At 72.5% G+C, this 18,688-nt stretch carries 18 protein-coding genes; 7 read left to right on the top strand and 11 right to left on the bottom strand.

The annotated features are described in order from the left end of the window. Positions 1-101: 101 nt before the first annotated feature. Together xseA and TCUR_RS05375 are read left to right on the top strand one after the other, a co-directional pair. A complete protein-coding gene (gene xseA, locus TCUR_RS05380) occupies positions 102-1,313 on the top strand; it encodes an exodeoxyribonuclease VII large subunit (protein WP_012851458.1) in 1,212 nt (403 codons plus the stop codon). A 10-nt stretch (positions 1,314-1,323) separates the two neighbouring features. Beyond that, complete coding sequence (locus tag TCUR_RS05375) at positions 1,324-1,557, top strand: exodeoxyribonuclease VII small subunit (protein WP_012851457.1); 234 nt, start codon at positions 1,324-1,326, stop codon at positions 1,555-1,557. A gap of 126 nt (positions 1,558-1,683) precedes the next feature. Here TCUR_RS05375 and TCUR_RS05370 read toward each other — a convergent pair whose 3' ends face one another. Together TCUR_RS05370 and TCUR_RS05365 are read right to left on the bottom strand one after the other, a co-directional pair. Beyond that, complete coding sequence (locus tag TCUR_RS05370; RefSeq protein ID WP_245536989.1) at positions 1,684-2,400, bottom strand: DUF4245 domain-containing protein; 717 nt, start codon at positions 2,398-2,400, stop codon at positions 1,684-1,686. A gap of 20 nt (positions 2,401-2,420) precedes the next feature. Continuing rightward, positions 2,421-3,140 (bottom strand): TetR/AcrR family transcriptional regulator, encoded by a 720-nt coding sequence (locus tag TCUR_RS05365; RefSeq protein WP_012851455.1) that lies wholly within the window; start codon positions 3,138-3,140, stop codon positions 2,421-2,423. A 220-nt stretch (positions 3,141-3,360) separates the two neighbouring features. Here TCUR_RS05365 and glpX point away from each other — a divergent pair, with 220 nt between their 5' ends. After that, positions 3,361-4,404 carry a class II fructose-bisphosphatase gene (gene glpX, locus TCUR_RS05360; protein WP_041439334.1) on the top strand — a complete coding sequence of 348 codons (1,044 nt, stop codon included), beginning with the start codon at positions 3,361-3,363 and terminating at the stop codon, positions 4,402-4,404. A 32-nt stretch (positions 4,405-4,436) separates the two neighbouring features. On the opposite strand, the gene TCUR_RS05355 is transcribed toward glpX, so the two are convergent. Further along, on the bottom strand, positions 4,437-5,051 hold the full coding sequence (locus TCUR_RS05355) for a DUF1707 SHOCT-like domain-containing protein (RefSeq protein WP_245536988.1): 615 nt from the start codon (positions 5,049-5,051) through the stop codon (positions 4,437-4,439). A 145-nt stretch (positions 5,052-5,196) separates the two neighbouring features. Between TCUR_RS05355 and TCUR_RS05350 the strand changes: the two genes are divergently transcribed. Further along, positions 5,197-6,399, top strand: a complete 1,203-nt coding sequence (locus TCUR_RS05350; protein ID WP_012851452.1) for an MFS transporter — start codon at positions 5,197-5,199, stop codon at positions 6,397-6,399. A 273-nt stretch (positions 6,400-6,672) separates the two neighbouring features. On the opposite strand, the gene TCUR_RS05345 is transcribed toward TCUR_RS05350, so the two are convergent. Next, a complete protein-coding gene (locus TCUR_RS05345) occupies positions 6,673-6,918 on the bottom strand; it encodes a hypothetical protein (protein WP_012851451.1) in 246 nt (81 codons plus the stop codon). Positions 6,919-6,945: 27 nt separating this feature from the next. Further along, positions 6,946-7,218, bottom strand: a complete 273-nt coding sequence (locus tag TCUR_RS05340) for a hypothetical protein (RefSeq protein ID WP_169312998.1) — start codon at positions 7,216-7,218, stop codon at positions 6,946-6,948. Positions 7,219-7,582: 364 nt separating this feature from the next. On the opposite strand from TCUR_RS05340, the gene TCUR_RS05335 reads away from it, so the two are divergent. The 3 genes from TCUR_RS05335 to TCUR_RS05320 all read left to right on the top strand — a co-directional run bounded on the left by TCUR_RS05335 (position 7,583) and on the right by TCUR_RS05320 (position 12,446). Beyond that, positions 7,583-9,223: a fumarate hydratase gene (locus tag TCUR_RS05335; protein ID WP_012851450.1), complete on the top strand. Its 1,641-nt coding sequence runs from the start codon at positions 7,583-7,585 to the stop codon at positions 9,221-9,223. A gap of 472 nt (positions 9,224-9,695) precedes the next feature. Next, positions 9,696-10,964, top strand: a complete 1,269-nt coding sequence (locus TCUR_RS05330; RefSeq protein ID WP_012851449.1) for a serine/threonine-protein kinase — start codon at positions 9,696-9,698, stop codon at positions 10,962-10,964. Between the two features lie 87 nt (positions 10,965-11,051). Next, positions 11,052-12,446, top strand: a complete 1,395-nt coding sequence (locus tag TCUR_RS05320) for a class II fumarate hydratase (RefSeq protein ID WP_012851448.1) — start codon at positions 11,052-11,054, stop codon at positions 12,444-12,446. A 10-nt stretch (positions 12,447-12,456) separates the two neighbouring features. On the opposite strand, the gene TCUR_RS05315 is transcribed toward TCUR_RS05320, so the two are convergent. The 6 genes from TCUR_RS05315 to TCUR_RS05290 all read right to left on the bottom strand — a co-directional run bounded on the left by TCUR_RS05315 (position 12,457) and on the right by TCUR_RS05290 (position 18,546). Beyond that, positions 12,457-13,275 carry an aggregation-promoting factor C-terminal-like domain-containing protein gene (locus tag TCUR_RS05315; protein ID WP_012851447.1) on the bottom strand — a complete coding sequence of 273 codons (819 nt, stop codon included), beginning with the start codon at positions 13,273-13,275 and terminating at the stop codon, positions 12,457-12,459. Positions 13,276-13,737: 462 nt separating this feature from the next. Then, on the bottom strand, positions 13,738-15,063 hold the full coding sequence (phoH2, locus tag TCUR_RS05310) for an RNA 5'-3' helicase PhoH2 (protein ID WP_012851446.1): 1,326 nt from the start codon (positions 15,061-15,063) through the stop codon (positions 13,738-13,740). 165 nt (positions 15,064-15,228) lie between these two features. Then, a complete protein-coding gene (locus TCUR_RS05305) occupies positions 15,229-16,029 on the bottom strand; it encodes an isoprenyl transferase (RefSeq protein ID WP_052305637.1) in 801 nt (266 codons plus the stop codon). Between the two features lie 53 nt (positions 16,030-16,082). Then, the gene (locus tag TCUR_RS05300; RefSeq protein ID WP_012851444.1) at positions 16,083-16,688 is read right to left on the bottom strand and encodes a hypothetical protein; all 606 of its coding nucleotides are present in this window, start codon (positions 16,686-16,688) and stop codon (positions 16,083-16,085) included. A 116-nt stretch (positions 16,689-16,804) separates the two neighbouring features. After that, on the bottom strand, positions 16,805-17,317 hold the full coding sequence (locus tag TCUR_RS05295) for a hypothetical protein (RefSeq protein WP_012851443.1): 513 nt from the start codon (positions 17,315-17,317) through the stop codon (positions 16,805-16,807). Between the two features lie 98 nt (positions 17,318-17,415). Further along, positions 17,416-18,546 (bottom strand): C40 family peptidase, encoded by a 1,131-nt coding sequence (locus TCUR_RS05290; RefSeq protein ID WP_245536987.1) that lies wholly within the window; start codon positions 18,544-18,546, stop codon positions 17,416-17,418. Positions 18,547-18,688 lie beyond the last annotated feature (142 nt).

Here is an 18,688-nt window from a genome sequence, read left to right as displayed (position 1 = left end):
TTCGAGCGGTTTCCGGCCGGACGCCGGGCCCGGTGCGCACCGGGCCCGGCGTCCGGCGTTCAGGGCCGCTCCCCGGCATCCCCGCGGTTAGGCTGCCGGGCATGGCGATGCAGACCTCGGCGGAGTCCCCGGTGCCGGTGCGGACCGTACTGAACGCGGTGGCCGGCTGGATCGGCAGGCTGGGCCGCATCTGGGTGGAGGGCCAGATCACCGAGCTCAACCGGCGGGCGGGCACCGTCTATCTGACGCTGCGCGACCCGGTGGCCAACATGTCGGTGCGGGTGGTCGGCCCCCGGGCGGTGTTCGAGGCGGCCGGCCCGGCGGTGACCGGCGGCGCCCGCGTGGTCATCTGCGCCAAGCCGGACTTTTGGGTCAACCGCGGGGCCTTCTCGCTGAGCGCGCTGGAGGTCCGCCCGGTCGGGGTCGGCGAGCTGCTGGCCCGGCTGGAACGGCTCAAGCAGGTGCTGGCCGCCGAGGGGCTGTTTCGGCCCGAGCGCAAGCGGCCGCTGCCGTTCCTGCCGGCGGTGGTCGGGCTGATCTGCGGCCGCGAGTCCGACGCCGAGCACGATGTGCTGCGCAACGCCCGGCGCCGCTGGCCGGCGGTGCGCTTTCGCATCGAGCACGCCGCGGTGCAGGGCGCCCAGGCCGTCCCCGAGGTGCTGGAGGCGCTGCGCAGGCTGGACGCCGACCCGCAGGTGGAGGTGATCGTCATCGCCCGGGGCGGCGGGTCGATGGAGGATCTGCTGCCGTTCTCCGACGAGGCGCTGGTGCGCGCGGTGGCCGCCGCCCGCACCCCGGTGGTCAGCGCGATCGGGCACGAGCAGGACAGCCCGCTGCTGGATCTGGTCGCCGACGTGCGGGCCTCCACGCCGACGGACGCCGCCAAGCACATCGTCCCGGACGTGCGCGAGCAGCTGCGGCTCATCCGGCAGCTGCGCGACCGGGGGCGGCGCTGCCTGGCCGGGCGGCTGGAGCGGGAGCTGGCCTGGCTGGAGGCGATGCGCTCGCGTCCGGCGCTGGCCGACCCGGTGCGCGAGGTGGAACGCAAGGCCGAGCAGGTGGAAGGGCTGCGCGAGCGGGCCCGCCGCGCCCTGGCGGCGTCCCTGGAGCGGGAGGCCGATCATCTGGCGCACACCCGGGCCCGGCTGCGGGCGCTGTCACCGGCCGCCACGCTGGAGCGCGGCTATGCGATCGTGCAGCGCCCGGACGGGACGGTGCTGCGGGCGGCGGCGCAGGCCGAGCCGGGCGAGGAGCTGCTGGTGCGGCTGGCCGGCGGCCGCCTGCGCGCCACCGCCGTCGGACCGGCGGATTAGGCTGGGCGCCGTGACGGACGACACCAGGCCCTCCTACGAGCAGGCCCGCGACGAACTGGCCGAGGTGGTGCGGCGGCTGGAGGCCGGCGGGCTCACCTTGGAGGAGTCGCTGAAGCTGTGGGAGCGCGGCGAAAAGCTCGCCGAGATCTGCCAGGAGTGGCTGGAGGGAGCCCGCGCCCGGCTGGCCGCCGCCACGGCCGCCGCCGAGGACGACGCCGAGCCCGACTCCGCCCCGCCGTTTTGAGGCGGCCGGCCCTGAAAGCAGCCGCCGGGCCCGGCTCTTCAGCGCATGCTTCCGCCCCCGGGAAGCGCGATGCCGTGTCCCCGGGCGAATCCGGCGGTCGTGCGGGCTTTGCGGCCGGAGCCGGGCTCAGGACCCGCTCGTGGGAGCGGCCGACGGGGAGGGGGCGGCCGTGTCCTTGGGCTGGGGCTTGAGGGAGGCGGCCAGCACGGCCAGTTCCTCATAGGAGGCGGTGCCGGTGACCACCAGGGTGAGGCCGGGCAGGGTGCGCACCAGCGAGCGCTGATTCTTGTCCCTGCGGTAGTAGCGCTGCCAGGTCTGGCCGGCGACCTGCTGGACGCCGACCGGCTCGCGGGAGTTGGTCATCCGCCACAGGTACTCACTGACCGGCTGCTCGTCGCTTTGCTCCAGTGCGGCGTACTCGTCCGAAGGGGTCACCATGCCCAGGTGCCAGGCCACCGGGTCCTCGGCGTCGTCGCCGTCCAGGCCGCTCAGCCGGGAGCTGGTGGCCCGCCAAGTGGACGGCAGCCCTTCGGGGGCGTAGGGGGTGTAGGGGGCGTCGGCGCGCAGCCGGGCCAGGTGGACGCCGTAGTCGACGGTGGGGAGGTTCTCGGTGTGCTCGCGGGGGCTGATCAGCACGACCAGGCCGACCAGCAGCAGGCAGGTCAGCATCGCCAGGGCGTAGCCGCCCAGGCCGGTGGTCAGCCGCTTGTAAACCCCCGGGCTCACCTCATACGGCCCTTCGGCCCGCCGGCCCTCCGGTGCCGTGTCGTGGGGGGCGTCCGGCGCCCCGGCCGGGGCGGAGGGCTGCGGCCGGGTGGCCGGCTGCGAGGTCTCGTCGGTCACGCTGCCAGGATCGCGCACGGTCAGGAGCGCTCCGTACGGGGGTTGCGGATGGTCTCGATGATGGCCATGATCTCCGAGGCCGTCTTGCGGGCGGCCTGCTCGTCCTCTTCGCCGGCGATCTCGGTGACGGCCGCGGCCATCGCGCCGGTGAGCACGGTGACCAGCGGTTCGTCCACGGTCCCGTCGGGCGCGTGGAAGAGGGCGGCGTTGCGGCGGGCCCACTTGCGCAGCCGCTTTTGCATCACCCGCTCAAAACCGGGCGGGCCGTCGCCGCGCACGAACAGTCGGGAGAGCCGCCGGTCGGCCAGGCAGCCGTCCAGGTAGGCGTTGGCCCCGGCGATGAACAGCCGCATCGGGTCGCTCTCCCCGGCCGCCCGGGCGGCGTGCACGGCCTGGCGGGTGCGCTCCTGCTGGCGGGCCTGGAACTCCTCCCACAGCGTCAGGTACAGGTCGGCCTTGCCGTTGAAGTGGTGGTAGAGGCTGCCGACGCTGGCTCCCGCCCGGGCGACGATGTCGGTCACCGCGGCCTGGGCGAACCCGCATTCGGCGAAGACGTCCCGCGCCGCGGCGAGCAGGGCGCTGCGGGTGGCCGCCCCGCGGTCGGAACCCCGCGCCGGAGTCTCCCCGCCCTGCGCGGGGACCCGGCCCGCGTTGTCGGCCCCTCCACCGGAGGTGGCGCTCGCCGAGGCCGTGCCGCCCGCTCCGGCCTCACCGGGCGGCACTTGGATGTCGCTGCTCATGACAGCAGAGATTACGCCCTATGGGACGGCGGGAACGATTCCTCGCTACAGGTGGTCACCCAATCGCAACAGCCGGGTCCCTTGCCGGGGACCCGGTGAAGGGCCGATCGGCGGGGCATGGGTACCGTCGGGTTGGTCTGGTCCAATTTTGTGGCTCGGGCCGGCCGAACGGAAAATCTCAGGCACCTGCGACCGAAAGGGCTGTAACGCGATGTCTGCCATGTCCGCTGGGTCCGATGGAAACTCCGTCTCCTCGCCGCTGGTCACCGAGCCCGCCGCGCCCGACCGCAACCTGGCCATGGAGCTGGTACGGGTGACCGAGGCGGCGGCCATGGCCGCCGCGCGCTGGGTCGGCCGGGGCGATAAGAACGGGGCCGACGGCGCGGCCGTCAACGCCATGCGCCAATTGATCAACACGGTGTCCATGCGGGGCGTGGTCGTCATCGGCGAGGGCGAAAAAGACAACGCCCCCATGCTCTACAACGGCGAGGAAGTGGGCGACGGCAGCGGCCCGGAGTGCGATGTGGCGGTGGACCCGATCGACGGCACCCGCCTGACCTCGATGGGCATGCCGAACGCCATCGCGGTGATCGCGGTGGCCGCCCGCGGCTCGATGTACGACCCCTCGGCGGTCTTCTACATGGAGAAGCTGGTCACCGGGCCGGAGGCGGCCGATGTGGTGGACATCGAGCGGCCGATCGCCGACAACATCAAGGCGGTGGCCCGGGCCAAGGGCTCGGCGGTGGAGGACGTCACCGTGGTGATCTTGGATCGGCCGCGGCACGAGGGGATCGTCAAGGAGGTCCGCGAGGCCGGCGCCCGGATCAAGTTCATCACCGACGGCGACGTGGCCGGGGCCATCATGGCGGCCCGCGAGGGCACCGGGGTGGACCTGCTGCTGGGCATCGGCGGCACCCCCGAGGGCATCATCGCCGCCTGCGCGGTCAAGGCGATGGGCGGGGTCATCCAGGGCAAGCTGTGGCCGCGCGATGAGGCCGAGCGGCGCAAGGCCACCGAGGCCGGGCACGACCTGTCGCGGGTGCTGACCACCGACGACCTGGTCACCTCCGACGATGTGTTCTTCGCCGCCACCGGCATCACCGACGGGGAGCTGCTGGGCGGGGTGCGTTTCGGCAAGGGCAAGGCGATCACGCACTCGCTGGTGATGCGCTCGCGCAGCGGCACCATCCGCAAGGTGGAGAGCGAGCACCAGCTGGGCAAGCTGCGCGCCTACAGCGCCATCAACTTCGACCAGGCGGTGTAGCGGCCCGCCCGCGGCGAGGGGCGGGCGGATGGTCAGGACGTCCGGCGCAGCCGCCCGCGCACCCGTTCGCGCAGCGTGCGCTTGGGGGCGCGGGCCTTGACCGAGCTCAGGATCATCCGCCCGCTGATCTCCACGGTGGGTCCCCCGTCGGCGGGCCTGACCCGCACCTCGCGGGTGCTGAGCATGGTGCGGCCGGTCACGTCCACCTGCACGCCCTCGGGGACCAGCAGCCGGATGCGGCCGCACAGCGACAGCGTGTCGAGCACGACGTGGCGGCGCTGCAGGATGGCCTCGCGCAGATCGAGCTCGACGGTGCCGAACAGGGCCAGCAGCGGCAGCCGCACCGGCATCACCCAGCGCCCTTCGCGGCGCAGCGAGCCGAAGGTGGCCTGCAGGGGGCGGTCGTCGACCAGGATGGGCTGCGCCTCCGGCGGGGTGAGGTCGCCGGTCAGGCCGGTCAGCTCGCCGAGGGTGCGGGCGGCATAGGCCCGGGCGGTGCGCTCGGCGTGCTCTTCGGGGGTGAGCCGTCCGTCGGCGAGCGCCTCGGTGAGCACCTGCACCACGCGCTCGCGATCGGCGTCGGAGGCGCGCAGGTCGTGCACGCGGGTCACCGGTTCCGCGGGGATCGGAGGCCTGGAGACGTCCACGCATTCGACGATAGCGTCCTGGGTGCCGGCGCTGGAGATCAGAAAGTGAATGCGCTCTTGTGCGGGCATTGACCGGGCGGTTTCCGGCTCTCTAGGCTGACGCGAACATTCTTCATGTTCTCCTTCTGAGCTTCGAGGACCGCTCATGAGCCCGCGGGACCGCCAGGCGCGCCTGTCGGCGTACGCCGCCTTCGCCGTCCAAGGGCTGTGCTTTGCCTCCCTGGTGACCCGGGTGCCGCGGGTGCAGGACGCCCATGGCATGAGCGACGGGACGCTGGCGGTGGTGCTGCTGCTCGTCCCGGTCATCGCCGGGGTGGGCAGCGTGGCCGCCGGCGCCCTGTTCGCCCGCTTCGGCAGCGCCCCGGTGCTGCGGTGGGCGCAGCCGGGGGTGTGCCTGGCCGTCACGATGATCGGGCTGACCGGCGGGCGGATGCCGCTGCTGTATGCGGCGGTGGCGCTGTTCGGGCTGTTCGTCGGCGCGGTGGACGCGGCCATGAACGCCCAGGCGGTGGCGGTCGAGCGCCGCTACGGCGTCAGTTTGCTGACCGGTTTTTACGCGGTGTGGAGCGTGGCCGGGATCGCCGGCGGGCTGTGGGTGGCGCTGGCCAACCGGCTGGAGCTGGGCCTGGCGGCGGGCTTTGCCATCCCGGCCGCGCTGGGCGCGGCCGTCTCGCTGCTCACCGGGCCGCGCCTGCTGCGCCGCGGCGAGGAGGGAACGGGCCCCGGCGCCGCGGAGCTGAAGGCCGCGGCCCGGCGGGTGCCCTGGCGTCCCGTCCTGGTCGTGGGCGCGGCCATGGGGATCTTCTACCTGGCCGACGCGGCGATCTCCAACTACAGCGCCAAGTACCTGGAGGACGAGCTGGGCGCCGCCGGGTATGCGGTCCCGCTGGGCTATGTGGCCTACCAGATCGCCATGGTCGCCAGCAGGGCCGCCGCCGACCTGGGGGTGCGCCGGTGGGGCGGGGTGCGGGTGGTCAGGCTCGGCGGGCTGGCCGGGCTGGCCGGGATGATCGGCGTGGTGGCCGCTCCGGGCGCCGCGGCCGCCATCGCCGCGTTCGCCGTGGCCGGGCTGGGGCTGGCGGTGGTGGCGCCGGTGGCGTTCTCGGCCGCCGGGCGGGTCGACCCGACCGGGCTGGGGGTGGCCGTGGCGCGGCTGAACGTCTTCAACTACGTGGGGTTCGTGCTGGGCGCGGCCCTGATGGGGGCGATCGCCCCGCTCAGCGCCACCGACGGGCTGCGAGTGGCCTTCGCGGCGCCCGCCGTGCTGGTCGCCCTCATAGTCGCGCTGGCCGGGGGATTCGCCCCGGAACCGGTGGGCGCGGCGCGTCCGGCCGCCGCGACCGCTTGAAACCGGCATGCAGATCCGGCGACGGCCGCCCCTGCGGCGCGGTCGCCGGCAGCGTGTCTCATCTCCCCGATTGTTTTCTCCCGCGGCTGCTCCGGCGGCCCCTCCCCTCCACCGGGCCGCCAGAGTCGCTGAACCTTTTTCAACACGCCGTCTCCGCAGGGCGAGACGGGGCCCGCGGTCAGGGGCGATGCCGTGACCTACAACGTCGCGGCATTGGAGACCATCGAGACTCCCGTCCTCGGTGCCTTGGGCCGCGTGTTGGAAAAGGTTCACTCACACCGGAGGCGTGTGCCGGTCCTCCAAGGCCGCCACCGCCCGCTCGCCCTCGCGGGCGGCCTCGTCAGGGGCCATGGTCCGCAACGCCTCCTGCAGCGCCAGCGCCGCGGCGTCCGCCGCCGTGCGCGCGATGATGGTGTGCTCCTGCGCCCGGTCCAGCTCTCCCAGCCCGACGCAGTCGAACGCCACCTGCGCGTCGTGCACGGCCAGCTTGAGTTGACGCGCTGCTTCCTCCAGGCTCATGGGTCCCCCTCTCCTCCCCTTGCCCTTCTACCCACCGCCCCCTGGGGCAATCACCTGCTTGAGGATGTCGACGGCAGACCTCAGGCGGGCCTCGTTTACCCGTCCATAGCCCAGTACGAGGGCGGGCTTTGCCGGCCGTGACCACATGGGCGCCGCGCCCTGCAGGAGCAGGCCACGATGCGAGGCCTCGGTGACCACCTTCTCCTCGTCGCAGGAGGCGGGCAGCTCGGCGTACACGTGCAGGCCCGCCGCCACGCCCCGGACGGCGACGCCCGGCAGCCCGGCCGGCGCCGCCACCACGACCCCGCGGGAGACGCCCAGGCGGCGGGCGAGGGCGCGGGTGGAGGCAGCCGGGCGCCGGCGGCCAGCCGCCCCTCCCGGACCGCCGCGCGCACGCCCGCGGCGATCTGCGCCGGCAGCTTTCCGGCGGCAGGGTCCAGCGGCAGATGCAGGTCCCGCACATCGGCCTCCAGGCCCTCGCGGGCGGGGTGAACTCGCTCACCATGGTCCGCTGCCTTGCGTCGGCGGGGCGGCCGCGGCCCCGGACCGATCCGATCGTGGCATGTGGTGATCTGCCTCACCGCGGCCGACCCCGCACAGTGCCTCGGAGGGCACGTCGTAACCTGAGGGACGCCCCTGCTCATGGCGATGCGAGGAACGTGAGATGGCTGAGTTCTCCTACACCGACCTGCTGCCGACCGGACCGGACGAGACCGAATACCGGTTGCTGACCACCGACGGGATTTCCACCCTCGAGGCGGGGGGCCGCACGTTCCTGCAGGTGGAGCCGGAGGTGCTGCGGATGCTCACCGAGACGGCGATGCGCGACATCGCGCATCTGCTGCGCCCTTCGCACCTGCAGCAGCTCCGCAACATCCTCGACGACCCCGAGGCCTCCCCCAACGACCGGTTCGTGGCGCTGGACCTGCTGAAGAACGCCAATATCGCCGCCGCCGGCGTGCTGCCCATGTGCCAGGACACCGGTACCGCCATCGTCATGGGCAAGCGCGGCCAGCACGTGCTCACCGACGGCCGCGATGAGGAGCACATTTCGCGCGGCGTGTACGACGCCTACACCAAGCTCAATTTGCGTTACTCCCAGATGGCCCCGCTGACCATGTGGGAGGAGAAGAACACCGGCAACAACCTGCCGGCGCAAATCGAGCTGTATGCCACCGCCGGGGACTCCTACAAGTTCCTGTTCATGGCCAAGGGCGGCGGCAGCGCCAACAAATCGTTCCTGTACCAGGAGACCAAGGCCGTCTTGAACCCCAAGCGGATGATGGCCTTCCTGGAGGAGAAGATCCGTTCCCTGGGCACCGCCGCCTGCCCGCCCTACCACCTGGCCATCGTGGTGGGCGGCACCAGCGCCGAGTACGCCCTCAAGGTCGCCAAGTACGCCTCGGCCCGCTACCTGGACGGGCTGCCCACCTCCGGGTCGATGTCCGGGCACGGTTTCCGCGACCTGGAGATGGAGCGGCAGGTGCTGGAGCTGACCCGGAACCTGGGCATCGGCGCCCAGTTCGGCGGCAAGTACTTCTGCCACGACGTGCGGGTGGTGCGCCTGCCCCGGCACGGCGCCTCCTGCCCGGTGGCCATCGCGGTCTCCTGCAGCGCCGACCGGCAGGCCCTGGCCAAGATCACGCCGGAGGGCGTCTTCTTGGAGCAGTTGGAGACCGACCCGGCGCGGTTCCTGCCCGACACCACCGCCGAGGAGCTGGGCGGCGAGGTCGTCCGCATCGACCTGAACCGGCCGATGGACGAGATCCGCGCCGAGCTGAGCAAGTACCCGGTCAAGACCCGGCTGTCGCTGACCGGCCCGCTGGTGGTGGCCCGCGACATCGCGCACGCCAAGATCAAGGAGCGGCTGGACGCCGGCGAGCCGATGCCGCAGTACATGCGCGACCACGCCGTCTACTACGCCGGCCCGGCCAAGACCCCCGAGGGGTACGCCAGCGGCTCCTTCGGCCCCACCACCGCGGGGCGGATGGACTCCTATGTCGAGCAGTTCCAGGCCGCCGGCGGCTCCTACGTCATGCTGGCCAAGGGCAACCGCTCCCGGCAGGTCACCGAGGCCTGCAAGAAGTACGGCGGGTTCTACCTGGGCTCGATCGGCGGCCCGGCGGCCCGCCTGGCCCAGGACTGCATCAAGAAGGTCGAGGTCCTGGAGTACCCCGAGCTGGGCATGGAGGCGGTCTGGAAGATCGAGGTGGAGGACTTCCCCGCCTTCATCGTGGTGGACGACAAGGGCAATGACTTCTTCGCCGACACCACCGGGCCGCTGCTGACCATCGGACGCCGCTAAAGGCCCGCGCGCCGATCCCGGCCGGGGCGGTGAGCCCGTCCCGGCCGGATTACCGCCGTCCTCATGTGCGCCCAGCAAAATGACCAGGCGGTCATAATCTCGGCGGAAATTCTTTGAAGTTTGAAGAACCCTTCGGCTTCCGAGCGGGAAACACGGCGCGCCACCGTAAGGGATTTCACAAAGCGGCGCGCAATCGGCGACGGCGGAGGGCGACCGGGCCGCGCCCCTTCGGGACCTCCCCGGCCCGTGGCGTCATGTGCGGCCAAGACACCCACGTCACGAGCGGTCTTCCCGGCCGGCGCCCCGGCAGGAGCAGAGAAGAGACGGCCCGCCGCGGCACCGCGGAAGGCCCGGCGGAGGGGAACTTCCCGCAGGCGACCGGCGGGGGAGGCGGGGGAAAGCCGGCCCGTGAGGGACCGCAATCCCCCGACTTCAGCCATGGGAAGGATGTCAATCCGGTATCTTTCTCGCCATGTCTCAGTCAGAGCGCCTCGTACTTGCGACGCGCTATCGGCTGGTTTCCGAAATCGGCCAAGGCGCCAACGGGACGGTCTGGCGTGGGCACGATGAGCTGCTGGATCGCGCGGTAGCGATCAAGGAGCTGCGGCTTCCCCCGGATCTGAGCGAAGAGGAGCGGGTGGTCTTCTACCGCCGCACCCTGCGGGAGGCCCGTGCCCCGGCGCAGCTGCGCACCCCCTCGATCGTCGAGGTCTACGACGTGGTGATCGAGCAGGGCCGGCCGTGGATCGTGATGGAGCTGATCGAGGCGCCCAACCTGGAGCAGCTCATCGAGACCAACGGGCCGCTGCCGCCGGAGCGGGTGGCGCACATCGGCCGGCAGCTGCTGGACGCGCTGGCGGTGGCGCACCGCTCGGGCATCATCCACCGCGACATCAAGCCGTCCAACGTGCTGCTGGACGGCGACCGGGTGGTGCTCACCGACTTCGGGCTGGCCTTCTCCTCCGGCGCGACGAACCTGACCAAGTCAGGGCACTTCATGGGCTCACCCGCCTATGTGGCGCCCGAGGTGGCCGCCGGTGAGCGCGCCACCCCCCAGTCGGACCTGTGGTCGCTGGGCGCCACCCTGTACGCCGCGGTGGAGGGCCGTCCCCCCTTCGACCGGGGCAATGTGATGGCCACGCTCAGCGCGCTGGCCAACGAGGAGCCGCCGCCCGCGCAGAACGCCGGCCCGCTGGCCCCGGTGCTGTCGGGGCTGCTGCAGAAGAACCCGCTGCGCCGGCTCAGCCACGCCCGCGCCGCCGACCGGCTGGAGCGGGCGATGTCGGCGCCCCGCAGCGCCCGCCGCCAGGCCACCCCGCGCTACCGGCTGGCGGTGGTGGTCGGGCTGATCGCGGCGACCGTGGCCGCCTGCGGGGTGGGCACCGGCGCGCTGGTCGTCGGGATGGTCACCCGCAACGACGACCCCGGCCCCGGGCAGGCCGCCGCCGGCGAGGGCCCCCCGCAGTCCCCCGGGCAGCCGGCGGCGATCCCGTCGGCCGCCGTCGACCACCCGCTGGTCATCCGGGCGATCGGCGACACCTGCCGGGCCTTTGTGACCGAGCCGGGATCGCTGGGCTATGAGTTCAACGGCGATCTGGCCAAGGGCGAGGAGCGGATCTTCGACAAACCCCGGCTGACGGCGGTCATCTACGACACCGCCGCCTGCGAGGTGTGGGTCAAGGGGGTCAAGCAGCCCCCCGGCAAACCCGGCGCCCGCAAGCAGCTGCAGATCAACAAGTGAGCCCGGTCACGGGCATGGCGGGAATGCGAGCGGGCATCTGTCGGCTGCCGTCTACAGCGGAGTAGATCGCAGCCGGAGGTGTCGCAGATGCCCGAACAAGATCATCGGATCGAGCGGGACTCCATGGGCGAGGTGCGCGTCCCCGCCGAGGCCAAGTGGGGCGCGCAGACCCAGCGGGCGGTGGAGAACTTCCCCATCTCCGGCCGTCCCATCGACGAGGCGCAGATCTGCGCGCTGGGCCGGATCAAGGCCGCCGCCGCCCGGGTGAACGCCGCACTGGGCGTGCTGGAGCCGCAGGTCGCCGCGGCGATCGAGGCCGCGGCGCGCGAGGTGGCCGACGGCAGGTGGCATGCCCACTTCCCGGTCGATGTGTTCCAGACCGGTTCGGGCACCTCCTCCAACATGAACGCCAACGAGGTGATCGCCGCGTTGGCGAGCGAGCGGCTGGGCCGCCCGGTGCACCCCAACGACGAGGTGAACGCCTCCCAGTCCTCCAACGACGTCTTCCCCTCCTCGATCCACATCGCCGCCACCGAGGGGGTGGTGCGCGACCTCATCCCCGCGCTGCGGCACCTGGCCGCCGCGCTGGAACGCAAGGCGGGGGAATTCGCCGACGTGGTCAAGGCCGGGCGCACCCACCTGATGGACGCCACCCCGGTCACGCTGGGGCAGGAGTTCGGCGGTTACGCGGCGCAGGCCCGCTACGGGGTGGAACGGCTGGAGGCGGTGCTGCCGCGGCTGGCGGAGCTGCCGCTGGGCGGCACGGCGGTCGGCACCGGTGTCAACACCCCGCCCGGCTTCGCCGCCCGAGTGATCGCCGAGCTGGCCGCCGACACCGGGCTGCCGCTGCGCGAGGCCCGCAACCACTTCGAGGCCCAGGGCGCCCGGGACGCCCTGGTGGAGACCAGCGGGGCGCTGCGCACCATCGCGGTCGGGCTGCACAAGATCGCCAACGATCTGCGCTGGATGGCCTCGGGGCCCACCGCCGGGCTGGCCGAGATCCGCCTGCCGGACCTGCAGCCGGGCTCATCGATCATGCCGGGCAAGGTCAACCCGGTGATCTGCGAGTCGGTCCTGCAGGTGGCCGCCCAGGTGATCGGCAACGACGCGGCGATCGCCTTCGCGGGGGCCTCCGGCAACTTCGAGCTCAACGTGATGCTGCCGCTGCTGGCCGGCAACCTGCTGGAGTCGATCCGGCTGCTGAGCAACGCCTGCCGGCTGCTGGCCGACCGCTGCGTGGCCGGCATCGAGGCCGACGTGGCGCGCTGCCGGATCTATGCGGAGTCCTCCCCGTCGATCGTCACGCCCCTCAACCGCTACCTGGGGTATGAGGAGGCCGCCGCCGTCGTCAAGCAGGCGCTGGCAGAGCGCAAGACGATCCGGCAGGTGGTGCTGGAACGCGGCCACGTCGACCGGGGCACGCTCACCCTGCGGCAGCTCGACGAGGCTTTGGACGTGCTCGCGATGACCGGGCGGAAATGACCGGCGGGAATCAGTACCAGCCGTTCCGCTGGAAGTGACCCCAGGCCCCGCACGGCGTGCCGTAGCGGCCCTTGATGTAGCCCAGGCCCCACTTGATCTGGGTGCGCGGGTTGGTCCGCCAGTCGGGACCGGCGCTGGCCATCTTGCTGCCGGGCAGCGCCTGCGGGATGCCGTAGGCACCGGACGGGCTTTGCGCGTTCACCCGCCAGCCGCTCTCCCGCTGCCACAGCTCGACCAGGCAGCCGAACTGGGTGTTGGGGTCGAAGCCGAACTCCGGCAGCATCGCCTTGGCGATGCGCTGCGCCTCCCCGGCCGGGACGGGGTTGCCCGCATACGGGGTGCCGCCGCCGCTTTCACCGGCGCCGGTGCTGGGGGTGGGCGTGGGAGTGGGGGTGTGGCCCTTGGCCTCCAGCACCATCTCCTTGCGGGCGTCCCTGGCGGCGGCGCGGTAGGCGCGCTCCAGGTTCAGCTGCCGCTGCTGGGCCGCCAGCACCTGGGGGTCGGGCGCCTTGGGGGCGTCGGCCAGCGGGATGGGCCGGACGGTGGTCTTCTCCTCGCCGCCTCCCACCAGGAGGCCGGCGATGGCGCCTCCGCCCGCCAGCACCACCGCCGCACCCGCCGCGGCGGCCAGTTTCACCGGCAGGCGCAGACCCTTGGGCGCGGGGCGCTCAGGGGAAGGCCGGGGGGATGCGGCGTCGGCGTCGCTGATGACGTCCGGGCCGTGCGGCGCGTCCGAAGACGGCCCGAGCGGCGCTCCGGCGACCCGGACGTCCCCGGGCGCCGGAGTGGACGAGGGCCGCGACGGCGGCCCGTACGGCCCCGGCTGCATCTGCCGTCCATCGCTGCGATCGTCCTGTTCGGGAAACCTCGGTCGGTCTCCGTACAAGGCGGCCCTTCCGACGGTCGCACGCGCATGGGCACGCGCGCGAAGGCGTCCACCACGGCCGCGGGCCCGCCGGCGGGCGGGCGCCGGGCTCACAGCGGCGATCGGCCCGGCGGGTTCCTCGGGGGTCGCCGCGGGCCACGCCGCTCCACGGTGCTTACGGCTGCACACAATGCCCGAGGTCAGGGGGTACTTCGCAACAAGAACGCAGGATTTGTGCCATTCGCCGCACACCGCAAGCCGGCGCGAGATCCGCAAAACCCGCCTGAGAGCTGCGATTCTGTGATCTTCCTGAGAGCTGTGTGACTTTTGCCACAACAGAGCCGAAACGGGCGGACCGGTAGCGGAAGGTGAACCCGGCCCGCCCGTCCGCGGGAACGAGGGCGACGCCCGCGGGCGTCGCCCTCGTCAGGCCCCGATGTCGCCGAGCATGTCGGTCACCAGCGCGGCGATCGGGGAACGTTCCGAGCGCGTCAGCGTCACATGCGCGAACAGCGGGTGTCCCTTGAGCTTCTCCACCACCGCGGCCACCCCGTCGTAGCGGCCCACCCGGAGGTTGTCGCGCTGCGCCACGTCGTGGGTGAGGACGACCCGCGAGCCGGTGCCGATCCGCGACAGCACGGTCAGCAGCACCCCGCGTTCCAGGGACTGGGCCTCATCGACGATGACGAAGGAGTCGTGCAGGGAGCGGCCCCGGATGTGGGTCAGCGGCAGCACCTCCAGCATGTCACGGTCCAGGACCTCCTCGATGACCTCCGGGGTGGTCACCGCCGAGAGGGTGTCGTAGACCGCCTGCGCCCACGGCGACATCTTCTCGTTCTCGGTGCCGGGCAGGTAGCCCAGGTCCTGGCCGCCGACCGCATACAGCGGGCGGAAGACCACCACCTTGCGGTGGCGGCGGCGCTCCAGCACCGCCTCCAGGCCCGCGCACAGCGCCAGGGCGGATTTGCCGGTGCCCGCCCGGCCGCCGAGCGAGACGATGCCGATCTCCTCGTCCATCAGCAGGTCCAGCGCGATGCGCTGCTCGGCGGAGCGGCCGCGCAGCCCGAACACCTCGCGGTCGCCGCGCACCAGCTTCACCGACTTGTCCGGCTGCACCCGCCCCAGCGCCGAGCCGCGCTCCGACAGCAGCCGCAGCCCGGTGTGGCAGGGCAGATCGCGGGCGCTCTCCAGCTCCAGCGTCCCGGTCTCATACAGCTCCTCCAGCTGCGCGGCGGTCGCCTCCAGCTCCCGCATGCCCGTCCAGCCGGACTCCACCACCATTTCGGCCCGGTACTCCTCGGCCGCCAGCCCCACCGCCGCGGCCTTGACCCGCAGCGGCAGGTCTTTGGAGACCAGCACGACCTCCTTGCCCTCCCGGGCCAGCCAGCCGGCCACGGACAGGATCCGGGTGTCGTTGTCACCGAGCCGGAAGCCGTCCGGCAGCACCCTGGGGTCGGCGTGGTTGAGCTCCACCCGCAGCGAACCGCCCTGGTCGCCGAGGGGGATGGGCTGGTCCAGCCGACCGTGCGCTATGCGCAGGTCGTCCAGCATGCGCAGGGCCTGCCGGGCGAAATAGCCCAGTTCCGGATGGTGGCGCTTGGCCTCGAGCTCGGTGATGACGACGATGGGCAGGACGACCTCGTGCTCGGCGAACCGGGTCATCGCTCCGGGGTCGGCGAGCAGGACGCTGGTGTCGAGGACGTAGGTGCGCCGCTGCGGCTCCTGGTCGCGGCGCCGGGAGGTAGTGGCCACTCGCTCTCCTTCGGGCCCCGCCACCGGATCGCCGGGGCGAACCGGCGGCCACATGCCCATTGGTGTGGTCCGGAGAACCTCCGGATCGGCGGAGCGCCCCGGCCCGGCCTCCTCTCCCGCACGGCGTGCGGGACCGGCGGACAGGGCGATCCGCCGGACGGCGAGTCAGGAGCCGAAGCGCCGGTGCCGCGCGGCGTACGAGCGCAGCGCCCGCAAGAAGTCGATCTTGCGGAAGTCCGGCCAGTGGACCTCGCAGAAGTGGAACTCCGAGTGGGCGCTTTGCCAGAGCAGGAAGCCGGAAAGCCGCTGCTCTCCCGAGGTGCGGATGACCAGGTCGGGGTCGGGCTGGCCGCGCGTGTAGAGATGCTTGGCGATGTGCTCGACGTCGAGGACCTCGGCGAGCTCCTCGATGCTGGTGCCCTTACCCGCCTGCTCCAGGAGCAGGGAGCGCACCGCATCAGCGATCTCACGCCTACCTCCATACCCAACGGCGACGTTCACAATCAGCCCAGGGCGGTCAGATGTGCTTTCCTCGGCGTGTTTGAGAACGCGTGCGGTGGAATCGGGCAGCAGGTCCATCGCGCCCACCGCCTTGATGTGCCAGCCCTCCCGGGCCAGTTTGGCGACGGTGTTCTCGATGATCTCCAGCAGCGGGTTCAGTTCCTTGGCGGGGCGGTTGAGGTTGTCGGTGGACAGCATCCACAGCGTGACCACCTCGACCCGGGCCTCGGTGCACCACTGCAGCAGCTCGCTGATCTTGTCGGCGCCGCGCTGGTGGCCGGTGCTGACGTCGCTGAGCCCCATCGCGCGGGCCCAGCGGCGGTTGCCGTCCAGGATCACCCCGACGTGCCGGGGGATCTTGTCGGTGGGCAGCGACGACTCCAGCCGGCGCTCATACAGCCGGTAGATGGAGTCGCGCAGCGCCTGGTACGCCTTGCTGCGCTTGATCGTCGCGGTCAGCCTCATGCGCCGCACCGTCATGGGCCCCTACCTCCCCGCAGCCCCCCGTCAGACGACGCCTAATTATGGCCCGAATCACCAGTTCCGCGGCCTGCTTGCAGCATTTCACCCGATATTGGACCGATCTGGCGTTCGGCCTCGGCCAGCAGCGCCGCCAGGAATTCGGCCAGCTGCCGTGAGGTCAGCACGGCCCGCACGCCGTGTCCACCGGCGCCCCACGCCTCGACGATCGCCCGGCGCGCCAGCCGCCAGCGCCCCCGCCGGCGCGAGCGCGCCGGCGACCAGGAGTCGCCGCCGGCCTCCGCGCCCGGCAGCCAGACCGATGAGGTGCGCACCGTGCAGCGCAGCTCCCCCGTGCTGACGACGTCCACCCGGTCGCGGTAGCGCAAGTCGAACAGCTCCGGATCGGGGGACGGCTGGAGGCGCCGGCGCCGGCAGCGCGTGCAGCTCTCCGGGGAACCGGCCGGCGGGTCGGGGAAGCGGTCGTCGGGATCGGGCCAGCGGGCGGCCTGCGGCGAGCCGTCGCGGCGGGCGGCCGCCAGCCGCCCGGCCAGCGCGGCCAGCAGGTAGCCGCAGCGCTGGCCGACCACGCCGAAGCGCCCGCCGTCCCGGTACAGCTCCAGCGTGATCTCATACGGCACCCCGCTGCGATCGCGCTCGGGCACCGGGACCACCGTCAGGCGTGAGCCGTCCGTACAGCGCAGGCACCCCACGTCGGCACACTAGGCCCGGCCGCACCCGCGGTGCCTCGGCTTTGCGTAATGGTTCGCGTATCGGATGGCTAAACCTGGGGGCCGGCGGCTCTGGCCCGCTCGACGTGCCGCAGCGCCTCGCGCAGCTCGGCCAGCCACTCTTCGGCGTTGCGGCCGACCAGGCGCACGCACCAGGCCAGCGCGTCGCTGCGGCTGCGCGCCACGCCCGCCTCCACCAGCGTGTCCAGCACGCGGCGTTCGGGCTGGCGCAGCCGGGTCATCACCGGCACCGACAGATTGGTGAACATCTCCCGCCGGTCCTCGCAGGCGGCGCCCCAGGAGACCTTGCGCCCGAAGCGGTGCTCGGCCTCGCGGGCGATGGCGATGCGCCGCTCCCGCGTCTCCTCGCGGAACCGCTGGATGTGCCCGTCCAGCAGCGCGGTGCGCTCGGCGCCGGAGACCTGCTCGGCGTGGGGCGGCGGGGCCAGCCGGCCCACCACGCTGACCTCTTCGCGGTCTACCACGACCTCGGGCGGGCCGACGAACCAATCCTGCGGCAGCCGGCCGGTGAACCAGCCCCGGACCTCCTCCGCCGTAGTCATGTAATCAGTATTACATAGAAAGATGAACTATCCGGCCCACAGCGGCACACCGCTGGGGAAACCGGAGGCGAACGGCTGCGGCACAGGGATCGGCACCGTCACAGGCCGGACGCCGCCAGGCGGGCGCCCATCTGCGGGTTGACGCGGACGGCGCCCTTCAAGTTGCGGGTGTAGACGTTCTGGATCTGCACCACGGTGCCGCGCCGGGGAGCGGCCACCATCTTGCCGTTGCCGATGTAGAGGGCGATGTGCGAGATGTAGCCGGGGGCGGTGGGGTCGTTGGCCCAGATCAGCAGGTCCCCCGGGCGGGCCTTGCTGTAGGGGATGATCCAGCCGGCGCGGGCCTGGTCGGCGGCGACCCGGGGCAGCCGGATCCCGGCCTGGGCGAAGGCGTACTGCATCAGGCCGGAGCAGTCATAGCCGCCCTCTTCCTCCGACTCCCCGCCCCACACGTACGGCCAGCCGATCCTGCTGTAGGCGGCCTTGATCACGGTCCGCACCTGCTCGGCGGTCATCACCTGGCCCTTGGCGGTGGGCAGCCGCCCGCCGGGCGCGGGGTAGTCGATCTGGGGGTCGACCTCGACGGTCTTGACGCCCTTGGGCAGCACCTTGCGCAGCGTCCGCGACAGCTTCTTCAGGTCGGTCTTGGGCGCGCTGATCAGCAGGGCGTTGCCGGACGGCACCCCCAGCTGCCGGGCGACGTGGCGGGAGACCACCGCGTCCACATCGCCGAGGCCCATGGTGGCGTAGGCGCCCACGCGCAGCTGCGTCTGGCGCTGCCGGCCGCCCACCGTCACATGGGAGCCGAGCTCAAAGCCGCCGTCGTTGCCCATGGTGAAGGAGATGGCCACATCGCCGCCGGCGATGTTGCGCCACAGATCGTCGGACTCGGCGGTGGGCTTGGGGGTGAAGGCGCGGAAGGTGGAGGGGTCCACGCCCAGCAGGCCGACCCGCTTGCCGCCGACCGTCGTCTGCGCCGCGTCCAGCACCTCGACGCGCTTGACGCCCTTGACGGCGCCCACCCGCCGCACCGCGTCGGCGGGCAGCGTCGCGGAGGAGGCCACCAGCAGGTGCGGGCTCACCCGGCCGCGCAGCGGCGCCACCGCGGTGGGCGAGACCCAGGTGTCGGACGAGGCCGCGACATAACGCTGCCACCGGCTCTGCGGCTGGGGAGAGCCGGCGTTCCGCCACGAAAGCAGCACCACTGCGTTGGACGCCAGAGTGGCCACCACGGCAACGCCGATGGCCGTCGGCAGAACACGGCGGCTCGGCCTTCGCACCGCACCACTCCCTCATCACCAGGCCCCTCGGACCGGCGGTCCGCCCCCGCCGGGCCGGTGCGCGCCCTCACGACTATCACCCATGCGCCCG

Source organism: Thermomonospora curvata DSM 43183 (genome assembly GCF_000024385.1).
In the GTDB taxonomy this organism is placed as follows: Bacteria; Actinomycetota; Actinomycetes; order Streptosporangiales; family Streptosporangiaceae; genus Thermomonospora; species Thermomonospora curvata.
This window is presented reverse-complemented; position numbering and strand designations above follow the sequence as displayed.